The organism is Bradyrhizobium sp. STM 3557, from assembly GCF_045571465.1.
GTDB lineage: Bacteria > Pseudomonadota > Alphaproteobacteria > Rhizobiales > Xanthobacteraceae > Bradyrhizobium.
The window spans coordinates 1471879-1497654 of the sequence record NZ_CP120697.1 but is presented as its reverse complement, the minus strand read 5'-3'; the positions used below and the strand labels follow the sequence as shown (position 1 = coordinate 1497654).

Annotated in this window: 26 protein-coding genes; 10 read left to right on the top strand and 16 right to left on the bottom strand. The window is 64.7% G+C overall.

What is annotated here, in order from left to right:
• Nucleotides 1–55: 55 nt before the first annotated feature.
• The gene (gene argH / locus P6U24_RS06745; RefSeq protein ID WP_407158382.1) at nt 56–1447 is read right to left on the bottom strand and encodes an argininosuccinate lyase; all 1392 of its coding nucleotides are present in this window, start codon (nt 1445–1447) and stop codon (nt 56–58) included.
• A gap of 119 nt (nt 1448–1566) precedes the next feature.
• Between argH and tlpA the strand changes: the two genes are divergently transcribed.
• Nucleotides 1567–2256: a thiol:disulfide interchange protein TlpA gene (gene tlpA, locus P6U24_RS06740; protein ID WP_407158381.1), complete on the top strand. Its 690-nt coding sequence runs from the start codon at nt 1567–1569 to the stop codon at nt 2254–2256.
• Between the two features lie 237 nt (nt 2257–2493).
• Here the strand turns inward: tlpA and P6U24_RS06735 are convergent, their stop codons facing one another.
• The 6 genes from P6U24_RS06735 to P6U24_RS06710 form a co-directional block, all read right to left on the bottom strand.
• Complete coding sequence (locus P6U24_RS06735; protein ID WP_407158380.1) at nt 2494–2685, bottom strand: putative motility protein; 192 nt, start codon at nt 2683–2685, stop codon at nt 2494–2496.
• A gap of 165 nt (nt 2686–2850) precedes the next feature.
• Entirely contained in the window at nt 2851–3729 is an 879-nt protein-coding gene (locus tag P6U24_RS06730; protein ID WP_407158379.1) for a 3-hydroxybutyryl-CoA dehydrogenase, read from the bottom strand.
• A gap of 103 nt (nt 3730–3832) precedes the next feature.
• Entirely contained in the window at nt 3833–4783 is a 951-nt protein-coding gene (locus P6U24_RS06725) for an electron transfer flavoprotein subunit alpha/FixB family protein (RefSeq protein WP_407158378.1), read from the bottom strand.
• Between the two features lie 2 nt (nt 4784–4785).
• Complete coding sequence (locus P6U24_RS06720) at nt 4786–5535, bottom strand: electron transfer flavoprotein subunit beta/FixA family protein (RefSeq protein WP_407158377.1); 750 nt, start codon at nt 5533–5535, stop codon at nt 4786–4788.
• Nucleotides 5536–5652: 117 nt separating this feature from the next.
• Nucleotides 5653–6225 carry a cob(I)yrinic acid a,c-diamide adenosyltransferase gene (locus P6U24_RS06715; RefSeq protein ID WP_407158376.1) on the bottom strand — a complete coding sequence of 191 codons (573 nt, stop codon included), beginning with the start codon at nt 6223–6225 and terminating at the stop codon, nt 5653–5655.
• A 9-nt stretch (nt 6226–6234) separates the two neighbouring features.
• Nucleotides 6235–6429: a twin transmembrane helix small protein gene (locus tag P6U24_RS06710; RefSeq protein ID WP_407160804.1), complete on the bottom strand. Its 195-nt coding sequence runs from the start codon at nt 6427–6429 to the stop codon at nt 6235–6237.
• Between the two features lie 121 nt (nt 6430–6550).
• On the opposite strand from P6U24_RS06710, the gene P6U24_RS06705 reads away from it, so the two are divergent.
• Nucleotides 6551–7474: a YihY/virulence factor BrkB family protein gene (locus P6U24_RS06705; protein ID WP_407160803.1), complete on the top strand. Its 924-nt coding sequence runs from the start codon at nt 6551–6553 to the stop codon at nt 7472–7474.
• On the opposite strand, the gene P6U24_RS06700 is transcribed toward P6U24_RS06705, so the two are convergent.
• Nucleotides 7401–8534, bottom strand: coding sequence for an ATP-binding protein (locus P6U24_RS06700; RefSeq protein WP_407160802.1), 1134 nt, complete (start codon nt 8532–8534; stop codon nt 7401–7403). The two genes, P6U24_RS06705 and P6U24_RS06700, sit on opposite strands and share 74 nt — an antisense overlap.
• 425 nt (nt 8535–8959) lie before the next feature.
• A complete protein-coding gene (gluQRS, locus tag P6U24_RS06695) occupies nt 8960–9856 on the bottom strand; it encodes a tRNA glutamyl-Q(34) synthetase GluQRS (RefSeq protein ID WP_407158375.1) in 897 nt (298 codons plus the stop codon).
• 94 nt (nt 9857–9950) lie between these two features.
• On the opposite strand from gluQRS, the gene P6U24_RS06690 reads away from it, so the two are divergent.
• The 3 genes from P6U24_RS06690 to P6U24_RS06680 all read left to right on the top strand — a co-directional run bounded on the left by P6U24_RS06690 (nt 9951) and on the right by P6U24_RS06680 (nt 12808).
• Entirely contained in the window at nt 9951–10706 is a 756-nt protein-coding gene (locus P6U24_RS06690) for a DNA-3-methyladenine glycosylase family protein (RefSeq protein WP_407158374.1), read from the top strand.
• Nucleotides 10703–11794, top strand: a complete 1092-nt coding sequence (locus P6U24_RS06685) for a DUF2855 family protein (RefSeq protein WP_407158373.1) — start codon at nt 10703–10705, stop codon at nt 11792–11794. Before P6U24_RS06690 ends, P6U24_RS06685 begins: the two co-directional genes overlap by 4 nt.
• Before the next feature lie 456 nt (nt 11795–12250).
• Complete coding sequence (locus P6U24_RS06680) at nt 12251–12808, top strand: HNH endonuclease (protein WP_407158372.1); 558 nt, start codon at nt 12251–12253, stop codon at nt 12806–12808.
• A gap of 246 nt (nt 12809–13054) precedes the next feature.
• Here the strand turns inward: P6U24_RS06680 and P6U24_RS06675 are convergent, their stop codons facing one another.
• A complete protein-coding gene (locus P6U24_RS06675) occupies nt 13055–13354 on the bottom strand; it encodes a PadR family transcriptional regulator (protein WP_407158371.1) in 300 nt (99 codons plus the stop codon).
• A 121-nt stretch (nt 13355–13475) separates the two neighbouring features.
• Here P6U24_RS06675 and P6U24_RS06670 point away from each other — a divergent pair, with 121 nt between their 5' ends.
• Entirely contained in the window at nt 13476–13685 is a 210-nt protein-coding gene (locus P6U24_RS06670) for a hypothetical protein (protein WP_407158370.1), read from the top strand.
• A gap of 134 nt (nt 13686–13819) precedes the next feature.
• Here P6U24_RS06670 and P6U24_RS06665 read toward each other — a convergent pair whose 3' ends face one another.
• Nucleotides 13820–14416: a TetR/AcrR family transcriptional regulator gene (locus P6U24_RS06665; RefSeq protein ID WP_407158369.1), complete on the bottom strand. Its 597-nt coding sequence runs from the start codon at nt 14414–14416 to the stop codon at nt 13820–13822.
• 196 nt (nt 14417–14612) lie between these two features.
• Between P6U24_RS06665 and P6U24_RS06660 the strand changes: the two genes are divergently transcribed.
• Together P6U24_RS06660 and P6U24_RS06655 are read left to right on the top strand one after the other, a co-directional pair.
• Complete coding sequence (locus P6U24_RS06660) at nt 14613–16160, top strand: FAD-dependent monooxygenase (protein ID WP_407158368.1); 1548 nt, start codon at nt 14613–14615, stop codon at nt 16158–16160.
• A 188-nt stretch (nt 16161–16348) separates the two neighbouring features.
• Complete coding sequence (locus P6U24_RS06655; RefSeq protein WP_407160801.1) at nt 16349–17605, top strand: Hsp70 family protein; 1257 nt, start codon at nt 16349–16351, stop codon at nt 17603–17605.
• An 84-nt stretch (nt 17606–17689) separates the two neighbouring features.
• Here the strand turns inward: P6U24_RS06655 and P6U24_RS06650 are convergent, their stop codons facing one another.
• The 3 genes from P6U24_RS06650 to P6U24_RS06640 all read right to left on the bottom strand — a co-directional run bounded on the left by P6U24_RS06650 (nt 17690) and on the right by P6U24_RS06640 (nt 19976).
• Nucleotides 17690–18133 (bottom strand): hypothetical protein, encoded by a 444-nt coding sequence (locus P6U24_RS06650; RefSeq protein ID WP_407158367.1) that lies wholly within the window; start codon nt 18131–18133, stop codon nt 17690–17692.
• A 152-nt stretch (nt 18134–18285) separates the two neighbouring features.
• Complete coding sequence (locus tag P6U24_RS06645; RefSeq protein WP_407158366.1) at nt 18286–18786, bottom strand: cytochrome P460 family protein; 501 nt, start codon at nt 18784–18786, stop codon at nt 18286–18288.
• A 140-nt stretch (nt 18787–18926) separates the two neighbouring features.
• Entirely contained in the window at nt 18927–19976 is a 1050-nt protein-coding gene (locus P6U24_RS06640; RefSeq protein ID WP_407158365.1) for an alpha/beta fold hydrolase, read from the bottom strand.
• Between the two features lie 161 nt (nt 19977–20137).
• On the opposite strand from P6U24_RS06640, the gene P6U24_RS06635 reads away from it, so the two are divergent.
• Together P6U24_RS06635 and P6U24_RS06630 are read left to right on the top strand one after the other, a co-directional pair.
• Entirely contained in the window at nt 20138–21688 is a 1551-nt protein-coding gene (locus tag P6U24_RS06635; RefSeq protein ID WP_407158364.1) for a winged helix-turn-helix domain-containing tetratricopeptide repeat protein, read from the top strand.
• A gap of 131 nt (nt 21689–21819) precedes the next feature.
• Nucleotides 21820–21990 carry a Flp family type IVb pilin gene (locus tag P6U24_RS06630; protein WP_407158363.1) on the top strand — a complete coding sequence of 57 codons (171 nt, stop codon included), beginning with the start codon at nt 21820–21822 and terminating at the stop codon, nt 21988–21990.
• A gap of 33 nt (nt 21991–22023) precedes the next feature.
• On the opposite strand, the gene P6U24_RS06625 is transcribed toward P6U24_RS06630, so the two are convergent.
• On the bottom strand, nt 22024–23787 hold the full coding sequence (locus P6U24_RS06625) for an ABC transporter ATP-binding protein/permease (protein ID WP_407158362.1): 1764 nt from the start codon (nt 23785–23787) through the stop codon (nt 22024–22026).
• Nucleotides 23788–23883: 96 nt separating this feature from the next.
• Entirely contained in the window at nt 23884–25743 is a 1860-nt protein-coding gene (locus P6U24_RS06620) for an ABC transporter ATP-binding protein (protein WP_407158361.1), read from the bottom strand.
• Between the last annotated feature and the right edge of the window lie 33 nt (nt 25744–25776).

Sequence of the window (25776 nt, the reverse complement as noted above, 5' to 3'; positions counted from 1 at the left end):
GCTCTGGCGAGTGCAGGATAGCCACGGAAAGGCGGTCAAATTTCGCGCCCAAGCCCTATTTTCGCTGCTTTTCCAGCCGCTTCAGCCAGCCCTTGGCCTGCGCGGCGACGTTCTTCGGCGCGGTGCCCCCGTAGCTCGTCCGGCTCTTCACCGATGATTCCACGCTGAGCACGCCAAGCACGTCGGCCGTGATCTTCGGCTCGACCTCCTGCATCGCCTTCAGCGGCAGCTCGTGCAGCGCCACGCCCTCTTTCGCTGCCAGCGCCACGATCCGCCCGGTGACGTGGTGGGCGTCGCGGAACGGCATCTTCAGGGTGCGCACCAGCCAGTCGGCGAGGTCGGTCGCGGTGGAATAGCCCTCGCCGGCAGCAAGCCTCATTCGCGCCTCGTCGGGCACCAGGTCGGTCGCCATGCCGGTCATGGCCCGGATCGCCAGCGACAGCGCGGCAAAAGCCTCCATCGCCCCCTGCTTGTCCTCCTGCATGTCCTTCTGATAGGCGAGCGGCAGGCCCTTCATCACGATCAGGAGCCCGTTCAGCGCTCCGATCACCCGGCCGGTCTTGGCCCGCACCAGTTCGGCGGCATCCGGGTTGCGCTTCTGCGGCATGATCGAGGAGCCGGTGGTGAACTTGTCCGACAGCTTGAGCATCCCGACGAGGGGCGAGGTCCAGATCACGATCTCCTCGGCGAAACGCGACAGGTGCACCGCGCAGATCGAGGCGGCCGAGAGCGTCTCCAGCACGAAGTCGCGGTCGGAGACCGCATCCAGCGAATTGGCCATCGGGCGGTCGAAGCCGAGTGCTTCCGCCGTGGCGTGGCGGTCGATCGGAAATGAGGTGCCGGCGAGCGCAGCCGCACCGAGCGGCGATTCGTTGAGGCGCTTGCGGGCGTCGGCAAAGCGGCCGCGGTCGCGCGCGGCCATCTCGACATAAGCCAGGAGATGGTGGCCGAAGGTGACGGGCTGCGCGGTCTGCAGATGGGTGAAGCCCGGCATGACCGTGCCGGCATGCTCCAGCGCCCGCTCCGCCAGCGCCTGCTGGTAGGCGGCGAGCGCCGCATCGACCTCGTCGATGGTGTCGCGGACGAACAGGCGGAAGTCGGTCGCCACCTGGTCGTTGCGGGAGCGCGCAGTGTGCAGCCGCCCCGCGGCCGGCCCGATCAGCTCGCCCAGACGGCTCTCGACGTTCATATGGATGTCTTCGAGCGCCCGCTTGAAAGCGAAGGAACCGTTGGCAATCTCTGACAGTATCGTGTCTAGACCCTTGCCGATATTTTTCGCATCACTCCCGGTGATGATGCCCTGCGCGGCCAGCATCGCCGCATGGGCCTTGGACGCGGCGATGTCCTGGGCGTAAAGGTGGCGGTCGACGTCGATCGAGACGTTGATGTCCTCCATGATCTCATCGGGACGCTCCGAGAACCGGCCGCCCCACATCTTGTTGCTCATGACTTGCCGCTCTTTACCTTTGGCCGCTTTTGAATCTTGCCTGACCGCGATCCGACGTGCCGGCCGGCGACGGCGACCGCTTGCGATTTCGGCCTTCTGATAGCCATAACCGACCCGAAATGACAAACGATATGCCTGCTCCATCCCCCGCGCCGTCGCCCTCCACGGGCCGGCGCGTGTTCATCGTCGCCACGGTGCTGGTCGGCGCCGCGATCGGCTTTGCCGTCACCTATGGCAGCGGCCTGTTCAGGGCGCCCCCCTCCGGCGATCCGACCTGCCGGGGGGCTGTCGCGCTGGCCGGCAAGATCGCCCCGCTGATCCATGGCGAGGTGGCGGCGCTGACCGCGGCCACGACCCCGCTCAAGCTGCCCGATCTTGCTTTCGAGGACAGCGGCGGCACGCCGAAGAAGCTGTCGGACTTTCGCGGCAAGACGGTGCTGTTGAACCTCTGGGCGACCTGGTGCGTGCCCTGCCGCAAGGAGATGCCGGCGCTCGACCGGCTGCAGGCCAAGCTCGGAGGTCCGAACTTCCAGGTGGTCGCGGTCAATATCGACACCCGCGATCCGGAGAAACCGAAGACGTTCCTCAGCGAGGCCAAGCTGACGAAGCTGGACTATTTCAGCGACCAGAAGGCCAAGGTCTTTCAGGATCTCAAGAGCATCGGCCGGGCCCTGGGCATGCCGACCTCCGTGCTGGTCGATCCCAAGGGCTGCGAGATCGCGACCATCGCCGGCCCCGCGGAATGGGACAGCGACGACGCCGTCAAGCTGATCACGGCCGCGATGCAGCCGGTGGCCGCGGGGCTGTAGCGCTGGTGAATATCAGAAGATTGAGGCCAGAAGCTCGCCACGCTCGGTTCACCTCTCCCCGACGGGGAGAGGTCGATCGCGAAGCGATCGGGTGAGGGGGCACAGGACCATCGACGGACCGTAACCCCTCACCCGGATTGCATCTGACGATGCAATCCGACCTCTCCCGATGGGAGAGGTGGACCTCCAATGCCGAACTGTATGAGCCGGACTAACCGAGGTCTCGACGCGCCGAAATCAGGCTGAGATGTTCAGATTATTGCCGATGCCGGGGCCGACATTGGCGAGCGACTGCTTGGCACCACCGAGCAGGGTCAGGACCGTGTCCTTCTGCATGTCGAGATTCGATTTCAATGTTGTGGTGGCGATCTGCTGCTGAAGCGCACCCGCCTTCTGCATCATGACGGCGGCGACCAAACTCATATCCATACGCGTCGACCCTTTACCTGTAAGGGCACGTTAACCGACGGATCTTAACGGCCGGTAGCCAAGGTCCGGGCAGATTGTCGCGGACGGCATGATGCGAAGAATGCAGGATGGGGTGAGCGCTGCGCTCACCCCATCCTGCAATGTTCGATCCAATGGATTGATGATCTAGCGCGTTGGTACCGGCTTCGGTCCGCGGTAGTCGTAGAAGCCGCGCTGCGTCTTGCGGCCGAGCCAGCCGGCCTCGACATACTTCACCAGCAGGGGGCATGGCCGGTACTTGGAATCCGCCAGTCCCTCGTGCAGCACCTGCATGATCGAGAGACAGATATCGAGGCCGATGAAATCGGCGAGCTCCAGCGGCCCCATCGGATGGTGCGCGCCGAGCTTCATGGCCGCGTCGATCGCCTCGACATTCCCGACGCCTTCATAGAGCGTGTAGATCGCCTCGTTGATCATCGGCAGCAGGATGCGGTTGACGATGAAGGCCGGGAAATCCTCCGACACCGCGACCTGCTTGCCGAGCCGGCCGACGAACTCCTTCGCCGCCTCGAAGGTGGCGTCATCGGTGGCAATGCCGCGGATCAGCTCCACCAGCTCCATCAGCGGAACCGGATTCATGAAATGGATGCCGATGAAGCGCTCCGGCCGGTCGGTGCAGGCGGCCAGCCGCGTGATCGAGATCGACGAGGTGTTGGAGGCGATCACCGCGTCCTGCTTCAGCACGGCGCAGAGCTCGTGGAAGATCTTGCGCTTGACCTCTTCCTTCTCGGTCGCGGTCTCGATCACCAGATCGCAATCGGCAAGGCCGTCGATCGTCTCGGTCGGGGTGATGCGGCCAAGGGCCTGGTTGCGGTCGGCCTCGGTAATGACGTGCTTGGCGACCTGCCGCGACAGGTTGCCGTTGATGGTCGCCATGCCCGACTTCAACCGATCCGCGGAAATATCGTTGAGCACCACGTCGAGCCCGGCGAGCGCTGCGACATGCGCGATGCCGTTGCCCATCTGCCCCGAGCCGATCACGCCGATCTTGTTGATCTGAGCCATTTTGCCTGTCCACCGAACGGCGTGCATATCACGCCTGTCCATGCCCTTGACCTGTTCAAGAACACCGGCGGGGACCGCCCCGTCCCCGCCGGTGACCGCGTCGTTATTTTCCGAGCTTGCCGAGTGCCTCGGTCAACTCGGGAACTGCCTGATAAAGATCCGCGACCAAGCCATAATCCGCAACCTGGAAGATCGGCGCATCTTCGTCCTTGTTGATCGCCACGATCACCTTGGAATCCTTCATGCCGGCCAGATGCTGGATCGCGCCGGAAATGCCGACCGCGACATAGAGCTCGGGCGCCACCACCTTGCCGGTCTGACCGACCTGCCAGTCGTTCGGCGCATAGCCGGCATCGACCGCCGCGCGCGAGGCGCCAACGCCGGCGCCGAGCTTGTCGGCGAGCGGCTCGATATATTTGGCGAAGTTCTCGCGGCTCTGCATGGCACGGCCGCCGGAGACGATGATCTTGGCCGACGTCAGCTCCGGCCGATCGCTCTTGGCGACCTCCTCACTGAGGAAGCTCGACAGCGCCGGATCGGCGGCGGCCGCCACGCTCTCGACCGGCGCGCTGCCGCCGCTGCCGGCCGCGGCGAAGGTCGAGGTCCGCACCGTGATCACCTTCTTGGCGTCCTTCGACTTCACGGTCTGGATCGCATTGCCGGCATAGATCGGCCGCTCGAAGGTATCCGGCGCCACCACCTTGATGATCTCGGAGACCTGCATGACGTCGAGCAGCGCCGCGACGCGCGGCATCACGTTCTTGAAGCGCGAGGTCGCGGGCGCGACGATCGCGTCATAGTCCTTGGCGAGCGAAACCACGAGCGCAGCCAGCGGCTCGGCGAGGTCGTGCGCATACGGCTCGCCCTCGGCGACCAGCACCTTCTTGACGCCATCAAGCTTCGCGGCAGCCTCGGCCGCTTGCTTGGTGCCCTGCCCGCCACCGGCGACCAGCACATGCACGTCCGCGCCGAGCTGGCTAGCTGCGGTCAGCGCCTTGTTGGTGGCGTCCTTGAGGTGCTCGTGTTCGTGTTCAGCAATCAACAGCGTGGTCATCGTCAGAGCACCCCGGCTTCGGTCTTGAGTTTGGCGACGAGCTCGGCGACGTCCTTGACCTTGACGCCAGCCTTGCGGCCCGCCGGTTCCGCGGTCTTGAGGATCTCGAGACGCGGGGTGAGATCGACGCCGGTATCCGCGGCGGTCTTCTCCGCGATCGGCTTCTTCTTCGCCTTCATGATGTTGGGCAGCGAGGCGTAGCGCGGCTCGTTGAGGCGAAGGTCGGTGGTGACGATCGCCGGTCCCTTCAGCTTGACGGTCTGCAGGCCGCCATCGACCTCGCGCGTCACCTTGAAATCGGAACCCTCGACCTCGAGCTTGGAGGCGAAGGTCGCCTGGCCCCAGCCGAGCAGCGCGGCCAGCATCTGGCCGGTCTGGTTGGAATCGTCGTCGATCGCCTGCTTGCCCAGGATGATCAGGCCCGGCTTCTCCTCCTCGGCGACGCCCTTCAGGATCTTCGCCACGGCCAGCGGTTCCACAATGCCTTCGGCCTTGACCAGGATGCCGCGATCGGCGCCCATCGCGAGCGCGGTGCGGATGGTCTCGGAGGCTTGCGCGGGTCCGATCGAAACCACCACGATCTCGGTCGCCTTGCCGGCTTCCTTCAGCCGCAGCGCCTCCTCGACCGCGATCTCGTCGAATGGATTCATCGACATCTTGACATTGGCGAGCTCAACGCCCGATCCGTCGCTCTTGACGCGGACCTTGACGTTGTAATCCACCACCCGCTTGACCGGCACCAGAACCTTCATCGATCCTCTTTCGCGTATATTAAGGGGGGTTGACCTGTTCGGGCGCGGAACCTAAAGCGCCGGCCCACCTCGGTCAACGCGCGACAAGGGAAAAATAGCCTCTCCTCGCATCCCCGGTTAACGGTTCTGCCCTGGCACCCAGAGCACGTCGCCGGCGCCATTACCGTTGGCCGCGCGGCTGGCGACAAACAGGAAATCCGACAGCCGGTTCATGTAGCGAAGCGCCGCCTCGCTGACCGGCTCGTCCGGCCGGCTCGCCAGTTCCGCCATGATCCGTTCCGCGCGCCGGCATATCGTCCGCGCCAGATGCAGATAGGCGGCCGCAGGCGTACCGCCCGGCAGCACGAACGAGGTCAGTGGCGCCAGGTGCTCGTTGAGCGTGTCGATGTCGCGCTCCAGCCGGTCGACCTGGCTCGCCACCACCCGTAGCCGTTCCGCCTTGCCCTCGCGCTGAGGCACGGCGAGATCGGCACCGAGATCGAACAGATCGTTCTGGATCAGGCCGAGCATCGCATCGATCTCGGCGCCATCCGTAAGATGCAGCCGCACCACGCCGATGGCGGCGTTGGTCTCGTCCACGGTTCCGTAGGCCGCGACGCGCAAATCGTGTTTCGGACGCCGCTCGCCATTGCCGAGCGCGGTCGTACCGTCGTCACCGGTCCGTGTGTAGATGCGGTTGAGAACGACCATCTCTGTTCCTCAGCGTCCCATCGCCCAGACTGTGACCATTGCGATGATGATGGCGACGAACTGCAGCAGCACGCGCCAGCGCATCAGCTTCTGCGACACGTTCGGCGAGCCGCCGCGCATCATGTTGACGAGGCCCATGAACAGCACCAGCGCGACGGCACCGACGGCGATAGGAAGAATGAATTTGCTCAACAGGGAAGCCATCATTGCTAGATAACACCGCAACGCGGGGAGCGCCATGGCGGATGGCGGCGGCGGTCCCGCCGATCTGGCTTTTTGCCGGAGAATATCAGAAGGTATTGCGGAGCGGCGTGCCATCGGCGGCATGGCCGCTGCCTGCGGGCAAGGGTGCAATGTGAGGCCGCTGCGCTACATCTTTCACGTCGGCCTGGATGCGTTCTACACCTTCCTCGCCGATGACGGCTGGGCGATCGCGAGCCACATCGCGTTGTCGACGCTGATGGCGCTGTTTCCGTTCCTGATCGTGCTGACCTCGCTGGCGGGCTTTCTCGGCTCCAAGGACCTTGCCGATCAGGCCGCGGAGCTGCTCCTGGAGACATGGCCGACCCAGGTTGCCAGCACGCTCTCTGGCGAGATCCACAATGTGCTGACCACGACCCACACCGGCGTGCTGACCATCGGCGCCGTGCTGTCGCTCTATTTCGCCTCGAACGGCGTCGAGGCGCTGCGCGTGGCGCTGAACCGCGCCTATGACGTGGTCGAGCCGCGGCGCTGGTACTGGCTCCGGCTGGAGTCGATCGGCTACACGCTGATTGCCGCCTTCACCGCGCTCGCGATGGCGTTCCTGATCGTGCTCGGGCCGCTGCTCATCGAGTCGGTCAGGCGCTACATTCCGCTGATCGTCGAGAGCAACGAGCAGCTTCTCAATGTCGGCCGTTACGGCATCACCATCACCGCCCTGATCGCCGCATTGTTCATCCTGCACGCCTGGCTACCGGCCGGACGGCGCAGCTTCCTGCAAATCCTTCCCGGCATCGTCTTCACCTTCGTGGCCTCGCTGGTCTCGGGCATCGTGTTCGGCCAATATCTGGCGCGCTTCGCCAACAACTACGTCACCATGTATGCGGGGCTCGCCTCTGTCATCATCGCGCTCGTGTTCCTGTATTTCATCGCCGCGATCTTCGTCTATGGCGGCGAGTTGAACGCGGCGATCATCAAGTCTCGGCTGCCGCACGGTGTGTCGCTTCAAGCAGCGCAGTCGCTAGCGCACGCGGGGAAACGGGCTTGAGCAGGAATGCGTCGGCGCCGGCGGCGCGCGAGGGCACCTCATCCTCGCCGCGGCCCGACACCCCGATGATCGGAATCTGGCCGTAAGGCGGCGCAAGCTTGCGGATACGACCGATGGCTTCGACGCCGTTGATGCCCGGCAGCACCATGTCCATCAGCACCGCATCCAGCCCGCCCCTGGCGATCCGCTCCGGCGCGGCCTCGCCGCGGCCGATGAACTCGGCCTGATGCCCGAGCTCGTTGAGGATGGTGTTCAGCACCACCCGGCCGAATGGATTGTCCTCGACGCCGAGCACGCGCAATTGACGCGCCGGCACCAGCGTCACGCCATCCTCCGCATGGATCATATCGGAGCTCGGCGCAGCCGCCTCGCACAACGTCACGGTGAGCGTGAAGGTGGTGCCCTCGCCCGGATGCGGCGCGACCGCGACGTCGCCGCCCATGGCGCGCGCGAGCTGCCTGACCGAGGACAGGCCGAGGCCGGCGCCGCCGAAGCGCGAGGCGATCGAGACATTGGCCTGGCTGAACGGCCGAAACAGCCGCTTGATCTCCTGCAAGGTAAGCCCGATGCCGCTATCCGACACCGCGAATGCAATCGTCACTTTGCCGGGAGCCCAGCGCTTGCCGCGCTTACCGCTCTCAGCCGGCCGGACCTTGAGTGTGACGCCGCCATGCTCGGTGAACTTGACGGCATTGTCGATCAGGTTCTCCAGCGCCGCCCGCAGGCGGACGGGATCGCCGATCACGAGCCCCGGCAGCTGGCTGGAAATCTCCACCTCGGCCGTAAGGCCCTTGGCGGCGGCGCGCCCGGCCAGCGAGTCGCCGGCGGCGCGCGCCAGTACGCGCAGGTCGAACAGGTCCTGGCGCGGCACGGTGCCGCGGGTCTCGTCCTTGGCGGCGTCGACGAACAGGGTGGCAAGGCTGGAGAGATGCTCGGCGCCGGCCTTGATGGTGTCGACCCAGCGCCGCTCCCGCTCGCCGAGCTCGGAGGTCGCAAGCAGGTCGCTGATCGCGAGGATGCCCGTGAGCGGCGTGCGGACCTCATGGGCGAAAACGGCCAATGCCGTTTCGACCACACCGGCCGCAGGCACCCGAACGCCGGAGCCACGGGGTTTCTTGCCCCGCGCCTGATCGACCGCCGTTTTGGCGGTCACCTGGGGCGCGCGCGCTTTCAGCAGCCTCGTCTTAGCTCTTGTCTTGGCAGCGCCCGTTTTGGTCCGAACCGTCTTCGACGATTTCGCCTTGGACGCGCCTCGCTTGGCCAGCTGGGCTCGGCGCCCCGTACCTCGCTTCCGAACGCGCTTCATCATGGCCCCTCTGACATGAACTCCGGAAACGAAGGGGCACTCGTATTGTCATATGTCGTCGTGCCGCTTTCGATTGAAGCTCCCGATTATCCCGCGCTGGGGAACAGCATGGCACGGTCGGCCCCCGGGTGTCACGATGGCGTTTGGGGTTGTCCCCCTTTGAAACCATGAAAGAAATGTCAGGGAAGACGTCCTGACGGCGACATGATGCCGATCCTGTGACAGATTTCCGCGGCCGCCACGCCTTGGGCGCGCAAAGCGCGCAATCCGGTCGCGTGATTGGACTTGGACAGCTTGTGGCCGCCTTCGTCGCGAATCAGTTGGTGATGGCGATAGGCGGGCTCGGGCAAGCCGAGCAGGGCCTGCAGCAGCCGGTGCACGCTGGTGGCGTGGAACAGGTCCTGGCCGCGGACCACCTCGGTGACACCCTGCAGGGCGTCATCAACTACGACCGAGAGGTGATAGCTGGTCGGCGTCTCCTTGCGGGCCAGGATGAGGTCGCCCCAGGCCTCGGGACGCGCCACAACCGCGCCGCTCTCCCCGTCCGGCCCCTGCCCCAATTCGGTCCAGCTGAGGTCCCCGACGCGCGCGACCGCCGCGGTCATATCGAGCCGCAGCGCATACGGCTTGCCGCTTGCCAGCAATCGCTCGCGCTCGGCCTGCGGGAGCGTCCTGGCGTGCCCGGGATAGAGCGGCGCGCCGTCGGGATCGCGCGGCCAGGGCCGGCTGGTGGCCGCCTCCTGCTGCATCACCAGGCGAGCGATCTCGGCCCGGCTCTCGAAGCTCGGATAGACCAGCCCCATCGCGGCGAGCCGCTCCAGCGCCGCGCTATACGCGCCGAGATGCTCCGACTGCCGCCGCACCGGCCACTCCCAGCTCATCCCAAGCCAGGCGAGATCCTCGTAGATCGCCTCTTCGAATTCCATCCGGCAGCGCGCCGCATCGATATCCTCGATCCGCAACAGGAAGCTGCCACCGCTCGCGCGCGCCAGCTCAAAGTTGAGCAACGCCGAATAGGCGTGGCCGAGATGCAGATAGCCGTTCGGGCTCGGCGCGAAGCGGAAAACGGGTGGCATTCGATCTCGTGATTGCCGGACTAGCGTTCGGCTGTTTCGATATGAGATGGATGCGCGGGTCAAGCCCGCGCATGACGATCAAGAAAGCCCTGCCATGACCCAGCACCTCGACAGCCAGGCCGATCTCGACGACGCCATTCGCGCGCTGGTGAAGCTGGACCTGCGGCTGAAGCCGGTGCTGGAGATCGCGGGGATGCCGAGCCTGCGCCGCCGCGAGCCCGGTTTCGTCGGTCTTGCGCACATCGTCACCGGCCAGCAATTGTCGACAGCGAGCGCCGGGGCGATCTGGAGCCGCCTTACGGCCGCGTTCGATCCGTTCGAGCCGGAGGCCATCCGCCGCGCCCGCGCCGATCGCCTCGGCCGACTCGGACTGTCGGCCGCCAAGATCAAGACGCTCAAGCACATCGCACGCGAGCTCGCCGCCGAGCGGTTGAATCTCGACGTGCTCGCCAACGAGGAGGCCGATGCCGCGCACAACACCCTGACCGCCTTGCCCGGCATCGGGCCGTGGACGGCCGATGTGTATCTCCTGTTCTGCCTCGGCCATGGCGACGCCTGGCCGGCCGGAGACCTCGCCGTGCAGGAAGCGGTCAAGATCGGGCTCGGCCTGCCGGCGCGCCCGACGGCGAAGCAGATGATGCCTCTTGCTGAGCCTTGGCGTCCTTTGCGGGGGGCGGCTGCGCATCTGTGGTGGAGCTACTACCGCGCGATCAAGAAGCGCGAGGGCGTGCTCGGCGCGGAGACGACGCCGGCAGAAGCGAACGACGTTTCAAACATTGTTGTCGTTGCAAAACGATCATCATCACGGGACAAGATAGCAGCGAAAAGCTCGCCGAGATCGAAACCATGAGATCCATCGACTTCGTCGTCGCACGCAACGATCTCCAACATTGCAAGACGATTGAGACCGCCTTTCCCGCCGCCGATGCATTGCCCACGGACGCGCTGCTCATCAAGGTCGACCGCTTCGCCTTCACTGCCAACAACATCACCTACGCCCTGATCGGCGATCAGCTCAAATACTGGCAGCTGTTTCCGGCAGCGGACGGCTTCGGCATCATCCCGGTCTGGGGCTTTGGCGATGTGATCGCGTCGCGACATCCGCTCGTGCGCGAAGGTGAGCGGCTGTTCGGCTATTTTCCGATGGCAACGCATCTTGTCATCGAGGCTTCCGATGTCTCCAAGCGCGGCTTGCGCGACGCGGCGCCGCACCGGCAAGGCGTCGCGCCGGTCTACAATGCCTATGCGCGCGTCGGCGACGAGCCGGCCTTTGCGGGCCGCCAAGGCGACCAGCAGGCTCTGTTGCGGCCGCTGTTCATGCTCTCGTTCCTGGTCGACGATTACCTTGCCGAGAACGACTTCTTTGGCGCCCGCACGATCATCCTTTCCTCTGCGTCCAGCAAGACCGCGTTCGGGCTGGCGCATCTCCTGCACACAAAGCGCGACGGCGTCCGCGTGGTCGGCCTCACCTCGCCTGCGAACGCGGCCTTCGTCTGCGCGCTCGGCTGCTATCAGGATGTCGTCGTCTATGATGATATCGAAACGCTCGACACGGCCTCGCCTTCCGTCTTTGTCGACATGGCGGGCAACGCAGACTTGCGCGCCAGGCTGCATCGCCATCTCGGCGATCGTCTGAAGCATTCCGCACGCATCGGCATGACGCACCAGGATAGCGAGAGCGATGCGCCCGACCTGCCCGGCGCCAAGCCGAGCTGGTTCTTTGCCCCGGACCGGATCCGCAAGCGCGCCAGAGAGTGGGGACCGGGCGGCATCGAGAGCCGGCTTGGTGCGGCCTGGCAGGGCTTCGCGCCGATGCTCGACCATTCGCTCACCATCGTCGAGGGACATGGGCCAGATGCCGTGCAGCGCGTCTATCTCGACACGCTGCGCGGACGCATTCCGCCCAATCAGGGGCACATGCTCGCGATGACGGACTGACGCGCGTTCCGGCGGCACGTCTGGAACGAGATACCGGTCAGATGGCCGTTGGCGCCGGTGATGCCGACGCCTAGCGTGCCCGACGCGCCGCCGGCTCGATCACGATAGGTTGTTTGAGCAGCATACTCACCGCGCGCCAAGGAACCGCGCCAGCGTGTCAGTCGTCCCGCCAGCAGGGAACGGCACGATCAGGGTGACGGGACGCGCAGGCTCATCGTCCGCTCGCGCCGAAGAGGCTCCGCAGAGGCGCGCCGGCGCGTGCGTCAGTGTTGCGAGCCACTTGCATATGGGTCCATTCCTCCCTCTCCTCCTGCCGCCTCGCCACGGTTCTGACGCGCTTTTTGCACAGCCTGCGAATGCGGGATAAGCCGTTCTCGGCTCTTCACAATCCCGTCACGCTGCATGTAGTATGTCAACATTGCTGCTTCGCAGCCGTATGGAGGCCAGGAGCGTTACTTGAACGCACATGTCTCGCAAGGCGGTTGGCCGGTGTTGGTGCTGAATGCGGACTTCCGGCCGCTGAGCTACTATCCGCTGTCCCTTTGGTCGTGGCAGGACGCGATCAAGGCGGTGTTTCTCGACCGCGTGAACATCGTCGAATATTATGACCGGGCGATCCGAAGTCCCTCCTTCGAGATCCAGCTGCCCAGCGTCGTGTCGCTGAAATCCTTCGTCAAGCCGAGCACGCATCCGGCCTTCACCCGCTTCAACGTTTTCCTGCGCGACCGCTTCGCCTGCCAATATTGCCACTCCGGCGACGACCTGACCTTCGATCACGTCATTCCGCGCAGCAAGGGCGGCCAGACTACCTGGGAGAACGTCGTCGCCGCCTGCTCGCCCTGCAATCTGAAGAAGGGCAACCTGACGCCGCAGCAGGCCAAGATGTTCCCGAAGCAGGCGCCATATGCGCCGACAGTGCATCAGCTGCACCGCAACGGCCGGCTGTTCCCGCCGAACTACCTGCATGAGAGCTGGCTCGACTATCTCTATTGGGACACTGAGCTGGACCCGTAGTGATCACTCGTTGTGATTTGCTTCGGCTGTCAAACAACCCACCCCTGTCATCGCCCGGCTTGATCGGGCGATCCAGTATGATCAGGTGCCCGTGACTAGACTAACCGGGAAACCGCGACAGCACCCATACGTTCGCATTCTCGCGACATGATCAGTCCGAGCGTTATACGAGACCCTCTTCAATCGAGAGGGCGTGGGAGATTGTCACTGATCACCTACGGCTGATCAGCTCCCAACGTGAGCTGGTCATTTCATGGCCTCGCCGGTGAATTCCTTGAGGCGCAGTTTTGCCAGAGCGAGCCCCTTTCGCCCGAGCGGCGTCGCTCGATAGAACTTGCGCGCCGTCCGCCCATCGTGCTGCTTGCGGGATTTCAGATAGCCGCGCTTTTCCATCGCGTTCAGCAACGGATAGAGCGTTCCGGGACTGAGCCGATAGCCATGCCGCCCGAGCTCGTCGATGATCCACTGGCCGTAGATCTCCTGTTCCGCCGCATGATGCAGAATATGCAGCCTGACGAAGCCGGTGAGCAGGTCCTTGAACTTCATGCCATTCTTGCCGGATTTCGCTTATCGGATTTCGTAATTGGAACGACGCCGGCCGCGGACCGTTGACAGAGGTCTCTCGACCCGCCCCAAGCGGGAGGTATTTGCAAGCAGGAGACCGGCCATGGCAAGTGCGGCAGATCGCGATCCACGGCATCATACGCAAAAGATGCAGAAAGCGCTGCAGGATATCCGAAACCATCTGCGCGAGGACATCAACAAGGTCGACGAGCCCCAGTTGAAGGCGATGTTCGAGACCTCTGCCGAAGTGCTGAGCGGCCTGGAGAAGGCGTTCAAGGATTACGAGCAGAAGAACGAGAGCGCCTGGCGCTGACGCTGCAGCGCGCCACTGCCGATCTTCTCTTGCGCGATCGCCGCCGCCGCACGGCCTGCCCTTTCGTGCTCGATCGAGGCGCTGTGCAATGAACGCTGCTCGCCGCCGGGTCCATCATCGCCGACGTGCCGCGATCAGAACTGTTTGGCCAGAAGAGCGAAACTCTGCCGGATGTAGTGGGCCAACGGCTGTGCCGCCTCGTTCTGCTTCCATTTGTCGAGCGCGAGGCGCAGCGTTCCCATCGCGACCATCGCGACCAGCCGCAGCCCGTCGCGTCGTCCCGGCGCCGGCCAGAGCTCGCACATCGCATCAAGCAGGATCTGCTCCGTCTCGATGAAGACGGCTTCTTTCCGCGCACGCAGCGCTGGGGTCGACTGCATCAGACGGTCGAAGACGATCGATTCCTTCGTCTCATGGCGCGACGCGAGCTTGATCAGGCAGTTCCTGGCGGCATCGACAGGCGCCTGATCCGCCGACTCCTCGAGCATCGCGGGCCTCAGCGCCTGGCGAAAGCCGCTGTCATGCGCGGCCAGCAGAATGTCCTCCTTGGACTTGAAATAATAGAAAAAGGTCCGGCGCGAGATGCCGGCAGCTTCCGCGATCGCCTCCAGCGTCGTCGCCTCGTAGCCGTGCTTCACGAACAGCCTCAAGCCCTTTTCGATGATCCGCTGCGAGGTCTCGCGCCGCTTGCGTTCGCGCAGGCCTTCCGGCCTTACCGAGCTCTTCTCCATCGCTGCTCCGCCGACTGCTTGCAAATCTACACTGAGTGTAATATTAACATGCACTGAGTGTAATTTTAAGTCCGACCGGCGGTGTGCTCAAGAGAAAACCGGACCGGTTGCACGCGCTTCGGGCAGGTGAACAGGCCTGGAGCCGGATGGCAGGCCCTGTTCGGAAGCGCGCAGCGGATGAAATGAGGATCGATCCTTGCTGTATGATGTCGTCATTGCGGGTGCCGGCCCCGTCGGCCTGTTCCTCGCGTGCGAGCTGCGCCTTGCAGACCTCTCGGTACTGGTGCTGGAGCAGGCCGAGAATCCGCACTCGCCCCTGAAGCGGCTGCCCTTCGGCTTGCGTGGCCTTTCGGTGCCCACGGTCGAGACCTTTGACCGCCGCGGACTGCTGAACGACATCGCGACGCCGCCACGTGCGAAACACGGTACGAGCAGCGGGGCTTCGCCTGTCCCTCACTGGATGCAACAACAGCGTCGCCCGGGCGGCCATTTCGCCGGCATCCAGTTTCACCTCGACAACATCGATCGCTCGAAATGGCCTTATCGCCTGCCGGGTCCGGCGGAAAGCAGCATCGCGGTCGAGATGGAGCATCTCGAATCGGTCCTGGCCGCGCGCGCCAGCGCGATGAAGGTCGAGATCAGGCGCGGGCTCGGCGTGGAGGACCTTGAGCAGTCGGACGCGGATGTGACCATTCGCGCCGGCGGTGCGACATTTCGCGGACGCTGGCTGGTCGGATGCGACGGGGGCCGCAGCACGGTTCGCAAGGCGGGCGGCTTCGAATTCGTCGGCACCGATCCCGAGTTCACCGGCTATTCCGTTGAAATCGAGATGGCCGATCCGGATCAACTCCGGCCAGGCCGCCACTACACGCCGACCGGTATGTATACTTACGCACGACCGGGGACGGTCGCGATGGTCGACTTCGACGGCGGCGCGTTCCATCGGACCGAGCCGATCACGCTTGCGCATGTGCAGGCGGTGCTGCGGCGGATTTCCGGCACCGACGTCACATTGACGGCTCTCAAGCTCGCCACCACCTGGACCGATCGCGCCTATCAGGCGACCACTTATCGCAATGGACAGGTGCTGCTCGCCGGCGATGCCGCGCACATCCATTCTCCACTGGGCGGCCAAGGGCTCAATCTCGGGCTTGGCGACGCGATGAACCTTGGATGGAAGCTTGCCGCGACCGTCCGGGGCGACGCGCCGGCCGGTCTGCTCGACAGCTATTCGCGCGAGCGGCATCCTGTCGGCGCGGAGGTGCTCGACTGGTCGCGCGCGCAGGTCGCCTTGATGCGGCCAAGCCGGAGCTCGCGCGCGTTAGAGTCCATCATCCGCGATCTCATCGAGACAAGCGACGGCGCGACCTATTTCGCCGAGCGCGTGTGGGCGGTCACTCTGCGTCATGATCTCGGCGACGGCCATCGGCTGGTCGGCCGCAGCGCGCCCGATTTCGCGCTCGCCAACGGAACGAGGCTCGGCGAGCTCCTCAGGACGGGAAAAGGGCTGCTGCTGGATTTTGGCGCGCGGTCGCAGCTTGAAGCGCTCGCAGGCCGCTGGCGCGGCCGCATCGCGTATGTCGCAAGCGATGTGAAAGATCGGCTGGGCCTCAGCGCCGTGCTCGTACGTCCCGATGGCGTCGTCGCCTGGGCTTCTGACGCCGCCGCTGATCCTGAACAAATGGCTCAAGCCGCGTCGCGCTGGTTCGGCGAGCCCGACGGGGTGAATGTGAAGCTATCGTGATTAACCAAGATGCTTCAGCGTCATTGCGAGCGGAGCGAAGCAATCCAGGACGCGCACACCGCTCTGGATTGCTTCGTCGCTAACGCTCCTCGCAATGACGCCGAGCGGCGATTTTCTCCAGTTCCCAGATGACACGGCGCTCCCGAACCGCTAAGCGAGCCGGCTCGAATTTGACTTGAGAGATGAGCATGGTTGCGGCCTTCTGCGGAATCGATTTCGGAACCTCGAACACCACCGTCGGCCTCAGCGATCATGTGAAAGCCCAGCTGCTGCCCCTGGAGCAGGATCATCTGACGCTGCCGAGCGCGATGTTCTTCGACTTCGAGGATCATGGCGTCCACTACGGCCGCAGCGCGATCGACCTCTACCTGAAGGGCCATGACGGCCGCTTCATGCGTGCGCTGAAGAGCATTCTCGGCACCGCGCTGATCCACGAGAAGACCTATATCCGCCAGAAGGCGGTGCCGTTCTCGACCATTCTCGGGTTCTACTTTGCCAATCTGAAGCGCCGGATCGAAGCGCATCTCGGCCGCGAGATCTCGGAGGTCGTGCTCGGCCGCCCGGTCCGCTTCGTCGACAAGGACGATGCCGCCGATGCCGAGGCGCAACGCTCATTGGAGGATATCGCGCGCGAGCAGGGTTTTGCGCGCATCGCCTTCCAATACGAGCCGATCGCGGCTGCGCTCGACTACGAGCAGCAGGTCAATCGCGAGGAGCTGGTGCTGATTGTCGATATCGGCGGCGGCACCTCGGACTTCTCCATCGTCCGCGTCTCGCCGGAGCGGCGGGCTAAGGCCGAGCGCGGCGACGACATCCTGGCCAATGGCGGCATCCACATCGGCGGCACCGATTTCGACCGGCTGCTCAGCCTCAAATGCGTGATGCCGCATCTCGGCTTCGGCAGCTACACGGCCGACCGCAAGCGCCATTTGCCGACGCTCTATTATCATGAGCTCGCGACCTGGCACCGCATCAACCAGCTCTACAAGAAGAACGTCCTGCCCGAGCTGCGCCAGATCCGCTATGAAGCCGAGCAGCGCCACCTGGTCGATCGCTTCATCAGGATCGTGGAGGACCGGCAGGGCCACGCCATCGCGATCGGCGTCGAGCAGGCCAAGATTGCGCTCACCGCCGCAACCAAAGCGAGCTCAGAGCTCGCCCATCAGGGCGATTGGGCCAAGTTCAGCTTCACGCGCAAGCAGCTCGACGCGGCGATAGCCGATTCCGTCGACCGCGTCGTCGCAACGGTGCGGCGGCTGCTCGACGATGCGCGCATCAAGGCCGGCGGTATCAACACCATCTTCCTGACCGGCGGCTCGAGCATGGTGCCGGCACTGCGCAGGGGGATCCTGTCGCTGTTTCCGGACGCGCGCACCGCCGAATCCGACCTGCTCGGCAGCGTGGGCATCGGGCTGGCGCTCGACGCGCGACGCAAGTTCGGATGAAAAGCGCCTCGGTCAGGCGCTCTAACGATCGCCGAGCTCGCGGTTTTGAGACGCCCAATCATCACGCACAGCACGCTGCCCGCCTCAGGCCCAAGCCATGCCGCTAATGGCGGGACATCCATCATCGTCCGTCTGGCCGTCCTTGACCTGACGGTGCCGGCTGCTGGCGCGGCGGTGCCGCGTGTCGAGACGGCGCAAACCGCCGCGAAAAGCAAGCATCAGCTGCATGGCTCGCGCCGCGATCTGCCTGGCGACGAACAGGATCGTGGAGACGCGGCTTAGGATGCTGAACAGCAGCAGGACCGAAACGATATCGAGATAGGCCAGGATATCGCCGACAAGCATCAATTCGGGCGGAAGCGGAATATTATGCTCATAGGCCAGGATGATGATGACCAGCGGAATGAGGGCGATCACGCGCCGCAAGGTCAGCCGGTCCAGAAAGGCCGCGAACTGCACGACGCAGATATCCCAAAGCCAATCGCCAAGCTTCGCCGGCTTGTCGATGGTCCAAGCCTGCCAAAGCATCCTCAGTCGCTGCCACATCGGATCCACCTCTGCTGCTCGTACCCGCAGCATATCGTCGATTTCAACGCATGTGCCACTCGCAACGAATAAAGTTGATTTGAACTTGTTGCGCTGAGGGCGTCGAAAGGAAGCGCACAGGCTCCGAGTGCCATTCAACGGCCATAGCGCGTGAAGACGAAGTCGTGAGCGCTGGCATGCGCCTCGTGACAGGCGAAGCACGTCTCGTGCTGCGCTTCGTCGGCCGGCTTGCCGTCGATGAAGCGGCCAAAACCCCAGCCGCCGGTCGAGGCGTATCGCTTCGCATCCTTGACCATGACTTGCACCGTGGTCGGCGTATCCGACGTGTAGGCGCCGTCGAGCCCGGCGATCGGGACATGCTTCCACGCCAGCTTCACGAGGATGGTGCCGTCGGGAAACGGCTCCGTGCCCGCCCGGTAGGCATCGATCGCAACCTGGTTGCCGACAATGCCGCGCAACTCCTTCAGTCCATCCTCGCGGCCGACACCGATCAGGGTCCAGTCGCGATAGCCTTGCGGGATCTTGACGCCGAAGATCGGCGAAGCGCCATCGTCCGCAAATCCCGCCAGCGGCAGCAACAGCAGGGCTCCTGCGGCCACCGCCGCAGCGATGGCCATCTTTGTAAGCTCGTTCATCTACTTTGACCTCATATCTCGATCTCTTGCCGTCTTTGCGAGGAGCGACAGCGACAAAGCAATCCAGGGCTGAGCCAAGAGTCTGGATTGCTTCGCTTCGCTCGCAATGGCAGCGGTGAGAGACGCGACAAGCATCACGCCTACGCTTCGCTGACGTCGATCACCGCCTGGGTGAAGGCCTGCGGCGCTTCCTGCGGCAGATTGTGGCCGATGCCGCCAGTGATGGTGCGGTGCTCGTACTTGCCGGAAAACTTCTTGGCGTAGGCCGAAGGCTCCGGATGCGGCGCGCCGTTGGCGTCGCCTTCCATGGTGATGGTCGGCACCGCGATGGCGGGAAAGGTCGCGAGCTTCTTTTCGTACGAGTCGTATTTCGCTTCACCTTCCGCGAGCGCCATGCGCCAGCGATAATTGTGGATCACGATGTCGACGTGGTCGGGATTGTCGAAGGCGCGTGCGCTACGATCGAAGGTCGCATCGTCGAACGCCCATTTCGGCGAGGCGAGCTGCCAGATCAGCTTCGAAAAATCGTGGCGATACTTCGCATAGCCTTCGCGGCCGCGCTCGGTGGCGAAATAGAACTGGTACCACCATTGCAGCTCGGCCTTCGGCGGCAGCGGCATCTTGCCCGCCTCCTGGCTGCCGATCAGATAGCCGGACACCGAGACCATCGCCTTGCAGCGCTCCGGCCACAGTGCCGCGATGATGTTGGCGGTGCGCGCACCCCAGTCGTAACCGGCGAGCGTGGCCTTCTCGATTTTCAGCGCGTCCATCAGCGCGACGATGTCGGCCGAGACCGCCACCGGCTGGCCGCTGCGCATGGTGTCCTGCGACAGGAAACGCGTGGTGCCGTAGCCGCGCAAATAAGGAACGATGACGCGATAGCCCACTGATGCCAGCGCCGGCGCGACATCGACATAGCTGTAGATGTCATAGGGCCAGCCGTGCAGCAGGATCACGACAGGGCCGTTGGCGGGTCCGGCTTCCACATAGCCGACATTGAGCACCCCGGCCTCGATCTGCTTGAGCGCGCCGAACGAGGTGTGCTCGCCCGGCTTGACGGCGGCCACGGTCGCTTTCGCCTTGAAGGCTTCCGCCTGGGCCCGGCCGGAGAGCCCCAGTTGCGCCAGGGCGATGCCGCCCGCGGCCGACCTAAGAAAGCGGCGGCGATCCTGGTTGATGGTGTTGGACATCTCGGTCTCCTGAAGTCGTGATAGCCATCTCTTGCCGCACCTCCGGCCGGACTGCTTGGAGATGGCGTTGAGGTTTGCTTCAGATGGATCTGATTTTGGCCTGTCCCAAGCCGTGATAAAGTTGGCCGCGCCTTCCAAAAAAAAAGCGGCAGCATCGGCTTTTGCTCTATCTTTTCAATGACTTCGTTCTCGATCCGAACCGTCGCGAGCTGCGCCGCGGCGATGCCGTCGTTGCGGTCGAGCCGCAGGTGTTCGATCTCCTGGAATTCCTGATCCGCAACCGCGACCACGTGGTCAGCCGCGATGACGTGCTGGAGGCGGTCTGGCGCGGGCGCATCGTCTCGGACGCGACACTGTCGAGCCGGATCAGTGCCGCGCGTAACGCCATCGGCGACACCGGCGAGGAGCAGCGGCTGATCCGCACCATCGCTCGCAAGGGCCTGCGCTTCGTCGGCGAGGTGCGGGAGGAAAGCGGCACGACCGGCGGTGCCGCGGCACGCCCGCTCGTCCCGCCCGTGACCGAGCCGGCGATCGCCGTGCTGCCCTTCACCAATATGAGCAGCGATCCCGAACAGGACTATTTCGCCGATGGCGTGGTCGAGGACATCATCACTGCGCTGTCGCGCTGCAGCGGCATCGTCGTGATCGCGCGCAACTCCTCCTTCACCTACAAGGGCCGCGCGGTCGACGTGCGCGAGGTCGGGCGCGAGCTCGGCGTCGCTTATGTGCTGGAAGGCAGCGTGCGCCGCGCCGGCTCGCGGCTGCGCATCACCGGCCAGCTGATCGATGCCGCCACGGGCGCGCATCTGTGGGCCGAGCGGTTCGATGGCGAGGCGAGCGAGGTGTTCGCCCTGCAGGACGACATCACCGCGCGCGTGGTGGCGGCAATCGAGCCGACATTGGAGCTTGCCGAGTCCGAGCGGCGGCGTCCGGTGCCCCAGAGCGAGCTCGACGCCTACGATCTCTTGCTGCGCGCCTCTAGTCTGCGCGACGCCTTCACCGCCGACAGCCTCCGGGGCGCGATCGGTTGCCTCGAACAGGCGCTCGCGATCGACCCAACCTATGCTCCGGCGATGGCCGCATTGGCCTATTGCCATGCGCTCCGGCATTTCCAGGGCTGGCTTGCAACTGACGAGGATTATCGCCGCAAAGCGGTCGCGCTCGCTTGGCGCGCGAGCGAGCTTGCGCCGAACGCCGCGCAGGTGTTGTGGATGGCGGCGTTTGCGATCTGGAACATGGCCGACGAGATTGCGCCGGCGCGCGAGCTGTTTCGCCGCTCGCTCGCGATCAATCCCAATTCGGCGATGGCGCTCGTGCTCGCCGGCTGGATCGAGGCGATGGCGGGCAACCAGGCCGCCGGCCGCGAGCTGATCCTGCGGGCGCAACGCTTGAATCCGCGCGATCCTCGCGGCTGGTTCGCCTCCGGTGCGATGGCGATCTGCGCGGTGGCCGACGAAGATTTCGAGGACGCCATCGTCTGGGCTGACAGAGCACTGGCACAGAACCGCCGCTTCGCGGTGGCGCTGCGCGTGCTGATCGTGGCGCTGGTCAAGACCGGCGCTCTGTCTCGCGCCGCTCGGGTTGCACAGGAGCTGCTCACGGTCGAGCCCGAGCTGACGGTGTCCAGCTTCCAATCACGGATTCCGTTCCCCGTCGCATCGATGGCGGCGACCTATGCCGAAGCCTTGCGCGCGGCAGGTGTGCCGGAATGAGCCACGCCGCACACGCGTGAAACCCGCTGCACTATGCAATCGGATTTATACTACCTTAGGTTTTTCCCGGTAGTTTCCCGGCTGTAAATAAAAGGGGAGCGCCTGCCGGTCCGGGACCGAGGCGAAACGTAATGAAGTCATTGCTTGTCCGGTTTCTGAAGGACGAGAGCGGCGCGACCGCGATCGAATATGGCCTAATCGCTTGCGGCATCGCGCTCGCGCTGATTGCAATCCTCAACAAGCTTGGCCTGACGCTGGAAGGCATCTTCACGAAGCTGACCAACGAGCTCGGACCGGGCTGAGCGCTCACCCGCACGATCGCGCCTGGCTGCTCTTCATCCTACGCGCCGGGCGTCAGATGCTGCGAATGACGGCACGATGGGTGCATCGGCCGCGATCACAGCGCCATCGACACGGCGCGCGATCGTCACCTTGCGGTCGTGAAACGCTTCGAGCTCCGGCCGGTGGCCGACGCTGATCAGCGTCGCTTCGGGCAGTTGCCGCGCAATCGTAGCCATCAGCTCCGCCTGGCCGTCGACATGCAGTGCCGAGGTTGCCTCGTCGAGGGCGATGACGTCGGGCCGGTGCAACAGCAGCCGGGCAATGCCGAGCCGCTGCTTCTCGCCTTCGGACAGAATGCGGTCCCATGCCGCGACGTCGTCGAGCCGCGGCAGGAATGGACCGAGCCCCGCTAGCGCGAGTGCTTGCGCGGCATCTTTGGAGCTGATCTCGCCGGGCGCGCGCGGGTAGCACACCGCCTCGTGCAAAGTGCCGGCCGGCACATAGGGACGCTGCGGGATCACCATGACGCGCTGCCCGGCCGCGATCACGACCTTGCCCTCCCCCCACGGCCAGCAGCCTGCGATGGCGCGCAGCAGCGAGCTCTTGCCGGTGCCGGAGTCGCCGGTGATCAATACCTTCTCGCCATGGCGGATCACGGTCGAGGCGCGGCGCAGGATCGGCCGGCCGTCGTCCAGCGCAACCCGCAGATCGCGGAGCTGCAGCGCAGCCTCGCCGTCCCGCGCATGCGCGATGCCGGCACGCGCCTCCTCCATCTCCGCAACATCGATCGCCAGCATCAACGCGCCGACGCGCCGCGCAGACGCTGTCCAATCCGCAAGGCGAGTGTAGTTCTCCATGAACCAGCTCAGCGCACCCTGCACGATGCCGAAGGCGGATGCGACCTGCATGATCGCGCCGAGACTCATGCTGCCATCGAAATAGCGCGGTGTGCAGAGCAGGATCGGCACCACGCCGCAAAGCTGCGCACTGCCCTGCGAGACGATCACCGCCCGCATGTTCTGCACCATCAGGTCACGCCAGCGCGCGACGACGCGGGCGAAGCTGCCGCCAAGCCGCGTTTCCTCCGCAGACGCGCCGCCGAGCAGCGCGATGCTCTCGGCGTTCTCGCGCACGCGCGTGAGCGCGTAGCGGTATTCGGCCTCGGCCTGGTTCTTCTGCTCGGTGAGCGGAATGAAGCGAAAGGCAATCGCGAGCATCGACCCGTTCGCGATCAGCGCATAGATCACCGCCGCGATGACGAGAAAGCCCGGAATGATGAGCGCATGGCCGCCGAGATCGAGCTTCAAGGTGCCGCCAACGCTCCACAGCACGACGATGAAGGTGCCGGCCGACAGCAGCGAGGTGACAAGGCCGGTCACGAAATCGACCGGCATGTCGGTCGCGATCCGCAGATCGTCATTGATGCGCTGCTCAGGATTGGCGTGATCGCCGCCGACCAGCTCGAGCCGGTAGAACCTGCTCCTGGCGAGCCAGCGACGAACGAGATCGTCATTGATGACCGCACGCCAGCTCCGCTGCATGGTCATGCGCGCCCACATCGCGAATACGCAGAGCAGAAGATGCAGGCCGACCAGTAACGGGAACAGCAGGGTTTGCCGCAGCGCGACAGGACCATTCCTGGCTTCCAGCGCGTCGAAGAAATGCCTGTTCCAGAGATTGAGGCTGTAGGTGATGCCGAGACTGACGAAGACCACGGCGATCAGGCTCACCGTAACGAGCCAAGCCTGCCCCGCCTTCGGTCCTGTCCAATACAGCCTTGCGCCACGCAGAAAACGATAAAGCCGCGAGGATGACACGCCCGCCGCCGCAGGCTGCGCGGCAGACACTCTTCGCCGGATCAAGCTCATCGCCCCGCCCCCCTTAAACACGCAACCAGAGAGAACGCGCTAGTCTCAACCGGGTTCCATTATAGGCGGTTCTGGCTCGGGTGGAATAGCGGAGGGGTCGACGTCGTTGTCGATCAGTCCGCGGTGCTGTCGCCTGACCAGCGAGGCATAATAGCCGTTCTGGCGCATCAGCTCCGCGTGGCGGCCGCTTTCGATAATGCGGCCCTCCTTCAGCACGATGATACGGTCGGCATTCACCACCGTGGATAGCCGGTGCGCGATCACGAAGGTGGTGCGCGCGGTGATCAGCTGCTCGATCGCAATCTGCACCGCTTCCTCCGATTCCGCGTCCAGCGCCGAGGTCGCCTCGTCCAGAACCAGGATCGGCGGATTTCTTAGCAGCGCCCGCGCGATGGTGATGCGCTGCCGCTCGCCGACCGAGAGCAGCGCGCCGCGCTCGCCGGCCAGCGCCTGGTATCCGTCCGGCATCCGCATGATGAAATCATGAGCGTGGGCGGCCTTGGCGGCGGCCTCGATCTCTTCGTCCGTCGCCTCGGGGCGGCCATAGGCAATATTCGCCTTGATGCTGTCGTTGAACAGCAGCGGATCCTGCAGCACGACGCCGATATGCCGCCGCAGTGAGCTCTGCTTGATGCCGCGCAGATCGTGCCCATCGATCGTGATGCGTCCCTCGACGGGATCGTAGAAGCGCATCAACAGTGCCATCATCGTGGTCTTGCCGGAGCCGCTGGGACCGACGATTGCGATCGTCTCGCCCGGCGCGACCTGCAAGGTGATGCCATCCAGCAGCGGGCGTTGCGGCTGCTCGTAGCGGAAATGCACGTTCTCGAAACTGACCGCGCCATTCACCTCCGCAAGCTCGACCGCGTCGGGGGAATCGCCGAGATGCTCCTGCACATTGAGAATGCCGAAGATCTCGTCCAGCGACACCGAGGCCTTGCGCAGGCTGGAATAGACGCCGCTCAGTCCCTGCACAGGTCCGAACAGGCCGCCGATGTAGCCCAGGAACGCCACCACGGTGCCCACGGTGATCTCGTCCTGAATGACGAAATAGGCGCCGAGGCCGAGCCCCGCGAGGCGCGCGAGGCCCACCACCAGATTGCTGGCGGAGGCGTAGCCGGCATCGACCGCCACGCCCTGGATGACGACTTTATTGGCGGCCGCGACATCGCGCAGGAAGCGCGCCTTCTCGGCGTCCTCCATCGCGAAGCTGCGCACGATGAGGATGCCGGACAACACTTCATTGAAGCGGGAATAGATCCGCGCCCAGCGGTCGAGCAGCGTCCGCTCGCGCTGCATCTGCTCGGGGCCCGCGCGCGCAGCAATCAGCGCCGGCAGCGGCGCGAAGGCGAGCACGAGTAGCGCCAGGCGCCATTCCAGCCGCAGCATGATCGCGATCGCGATGATCAGGAAGATCACCGCGGGCATGATGCTGAACAGGATCGCGGTAACCGCGCTGGTGAAGCCCTGGATGCTGCGGTCGAGCCGCGTCATGATGGCGCCGATGCCTTCGCTGCGCTGCATGCGCAGCGGCATCCGGTGCAGCTTGCCGATGGTCGCCTCCAGCAGCGCATATTGCAACCCGATCCGGGTGCGCCAGGTCAGCCAGTTGGCAAAACCATCCATGATCTCGCGCGCCACCGCAAAACCGAGCAGCAGCAGGATGCCCAGGAGGATCGCGGTGGCATGCTCGGGGCCGGTCAGCTGGTCGAAGACACTCTTGAGCACCAGGGGCTCGAACGCGTTGAGGCCGGCCACCGCCAGCACCAGCACCACGATCAGCAGGATCGCATGCCGCTGGGGCAGCGCGAATCGCACCGCTGCATGCAGCCGCTGCAGCCGCGCGATGGTCCGCGATGCCGGCGCCGAGTTGGAATTGGAGCCATAGGCGTCCGCATTCGCCATCGTCACCACTTTCTCGATAGCCGGATGGACTTG

Bases quoted from the DNA above. Each gene is read 5' to 3' on its own strand.
- argH (WP_407158382.1), bottom strand. From the start codon at position 1,447: ATGAGCAACAAGATGTGGGGCGGCCGGTTCTCGGAGCGTCCCGATGAG.
- tlpA (WP_407158381.1), top strand. From the start codon at position 1,567: ATGACAAACGATATGCCTGCTCCATCCCCCGCGCCGTCGCCCTCCACG.
- P6U24_RS06735 (WP_407158380.1), bottom strand. From the start codon at position 2,685: ATGGATATGAGTTTGGTCGCCGCCGTCATGATGCAGAAGGCGGGTGCG.
- P6U24_RS06730 (WP_407158379.1), bottom strand. From the start codon at position 3,729: ATGGCTCAGATCAACAAGATCGGCGTGATCGGCTCGGGGCAGATGGGC.
- P6U24_RS06725 (WP_407158378.1), bottom strand. From the start codon at position 4,783: ATGACCACGCTGTTGATTGCTGAACACGAACACGAGCACCTCAAGGAC.
- P6U24_RS06720 (WP_407158377.1), bottom strand. From the start codon at position 5,535: ATGAAGGTTCTGGTGCCGGTCAAGCGGGTGGTGGATTACAACGTCAAG.
- P6U24_RS06715 (WP_407158376.1), bottom strand. From the start codon at position 6,225: ATGGTCGTTCTCAACCGCATCTACACACGGACCGGTGACGACGGTACG.
- P6U24_RS06710 (WP_407160804.1), bottom strand. From the start codon at position 6,429: ATGGCTTCCCTGTTGAGCAAATTCATTCTTCCTATCGCCGTCGGTGCC.
- P6U24_RS06705 (WP_407160803.1), top strand. From the start codon at position 6,551: ATGGCCGCTGCCTGCGGGCAAGGGTGCAATGTGAGGCCGCTGCGCTAC.
- gluQRS (WP_407158375.1), bottom strand. From the start codon at position 9,856: ATGCCACCCGTTTTCCGCTTCGCGCCGAGCCCGAACGGCTATCTGCAT.
- P6U24_RS06690 (WP_407158374.1), top strand. From the start codon at position 9,951: ATGACCCAGCACCTCGACAGCCAGGCCGATCTCGACGACGCCATTCGC.
- P6U24_RS06685 (WP_407158373.1), top strand. From the start codon at position 10,703: ATGAGATCCATCGACTTCGTCGTCGCACGCAACGATCTCCAACATTGC.
- P6U24_RS06675 (WP_407158371.1), bottom strand. From the start codon at position 13,354: ATGAAGTTCAAGGACCTGCTCACCGGCTTCGTCAGGCTGCATATTCTG.
- P6U24_RS06670 (WP_407158370.1), top strand. From the start codon at position 13,476: ATGGCAAGTGCGGCAGATCGCGATCCACGGCATCATACGCAAAAGATG.
- P6U24_RS06665 (WP_407158369.1), bottom strand. From the start codon at position 14,416: ATGGAGAAGAGCTCGGTAAGGCCGGAAGGCCTGCGCGAACGCAAGCGG.
- P6U24_RS06655 (WP_407160801.1), top strand. From the start codon at position 16,349: ATGGTTGCGGCCTTCTGCGGAATCGATTTCGGAACCTCGAACACCACC.
- P6U24_RS06650 (WP_407158367.1), bottom strand. From the start codon at position 18,133: ATGCTTTGGCAGGCTTGGACCATCGACAAGCCGGCGAAGCTTGGCGAT.
- P6U24_RS06645 (WP_407158366.1), bottom strand. From the start codon at position 18,786: ATGAACGAGCTTACAAAGATGGCCATCGCTGCGGCGGTGGCCGCAGGA.
- P6U24_RS06640 (WP_407158365.1), bottom strand. From the start codon at position 19,976: ATGTCCAACACCATCAACCAGGATCGCCGCCGCTTTCTTAGGTCGGCC.
- P6U24_RS06630 (WP_407158363.1), top strand. From the start codon at position 21,820: ATGAAGTCATTGCTTGTCCGGTTTCTGAAGGACGAGAGCGGCGCGACC.
- P6U24_RS06620 (WP_407158361.1), bottom strand. From the start codon at position 25,743: ATGGCGAATGCGGACGCCTATGGCTCCAATTCCAACTCGGCGCCGGCA.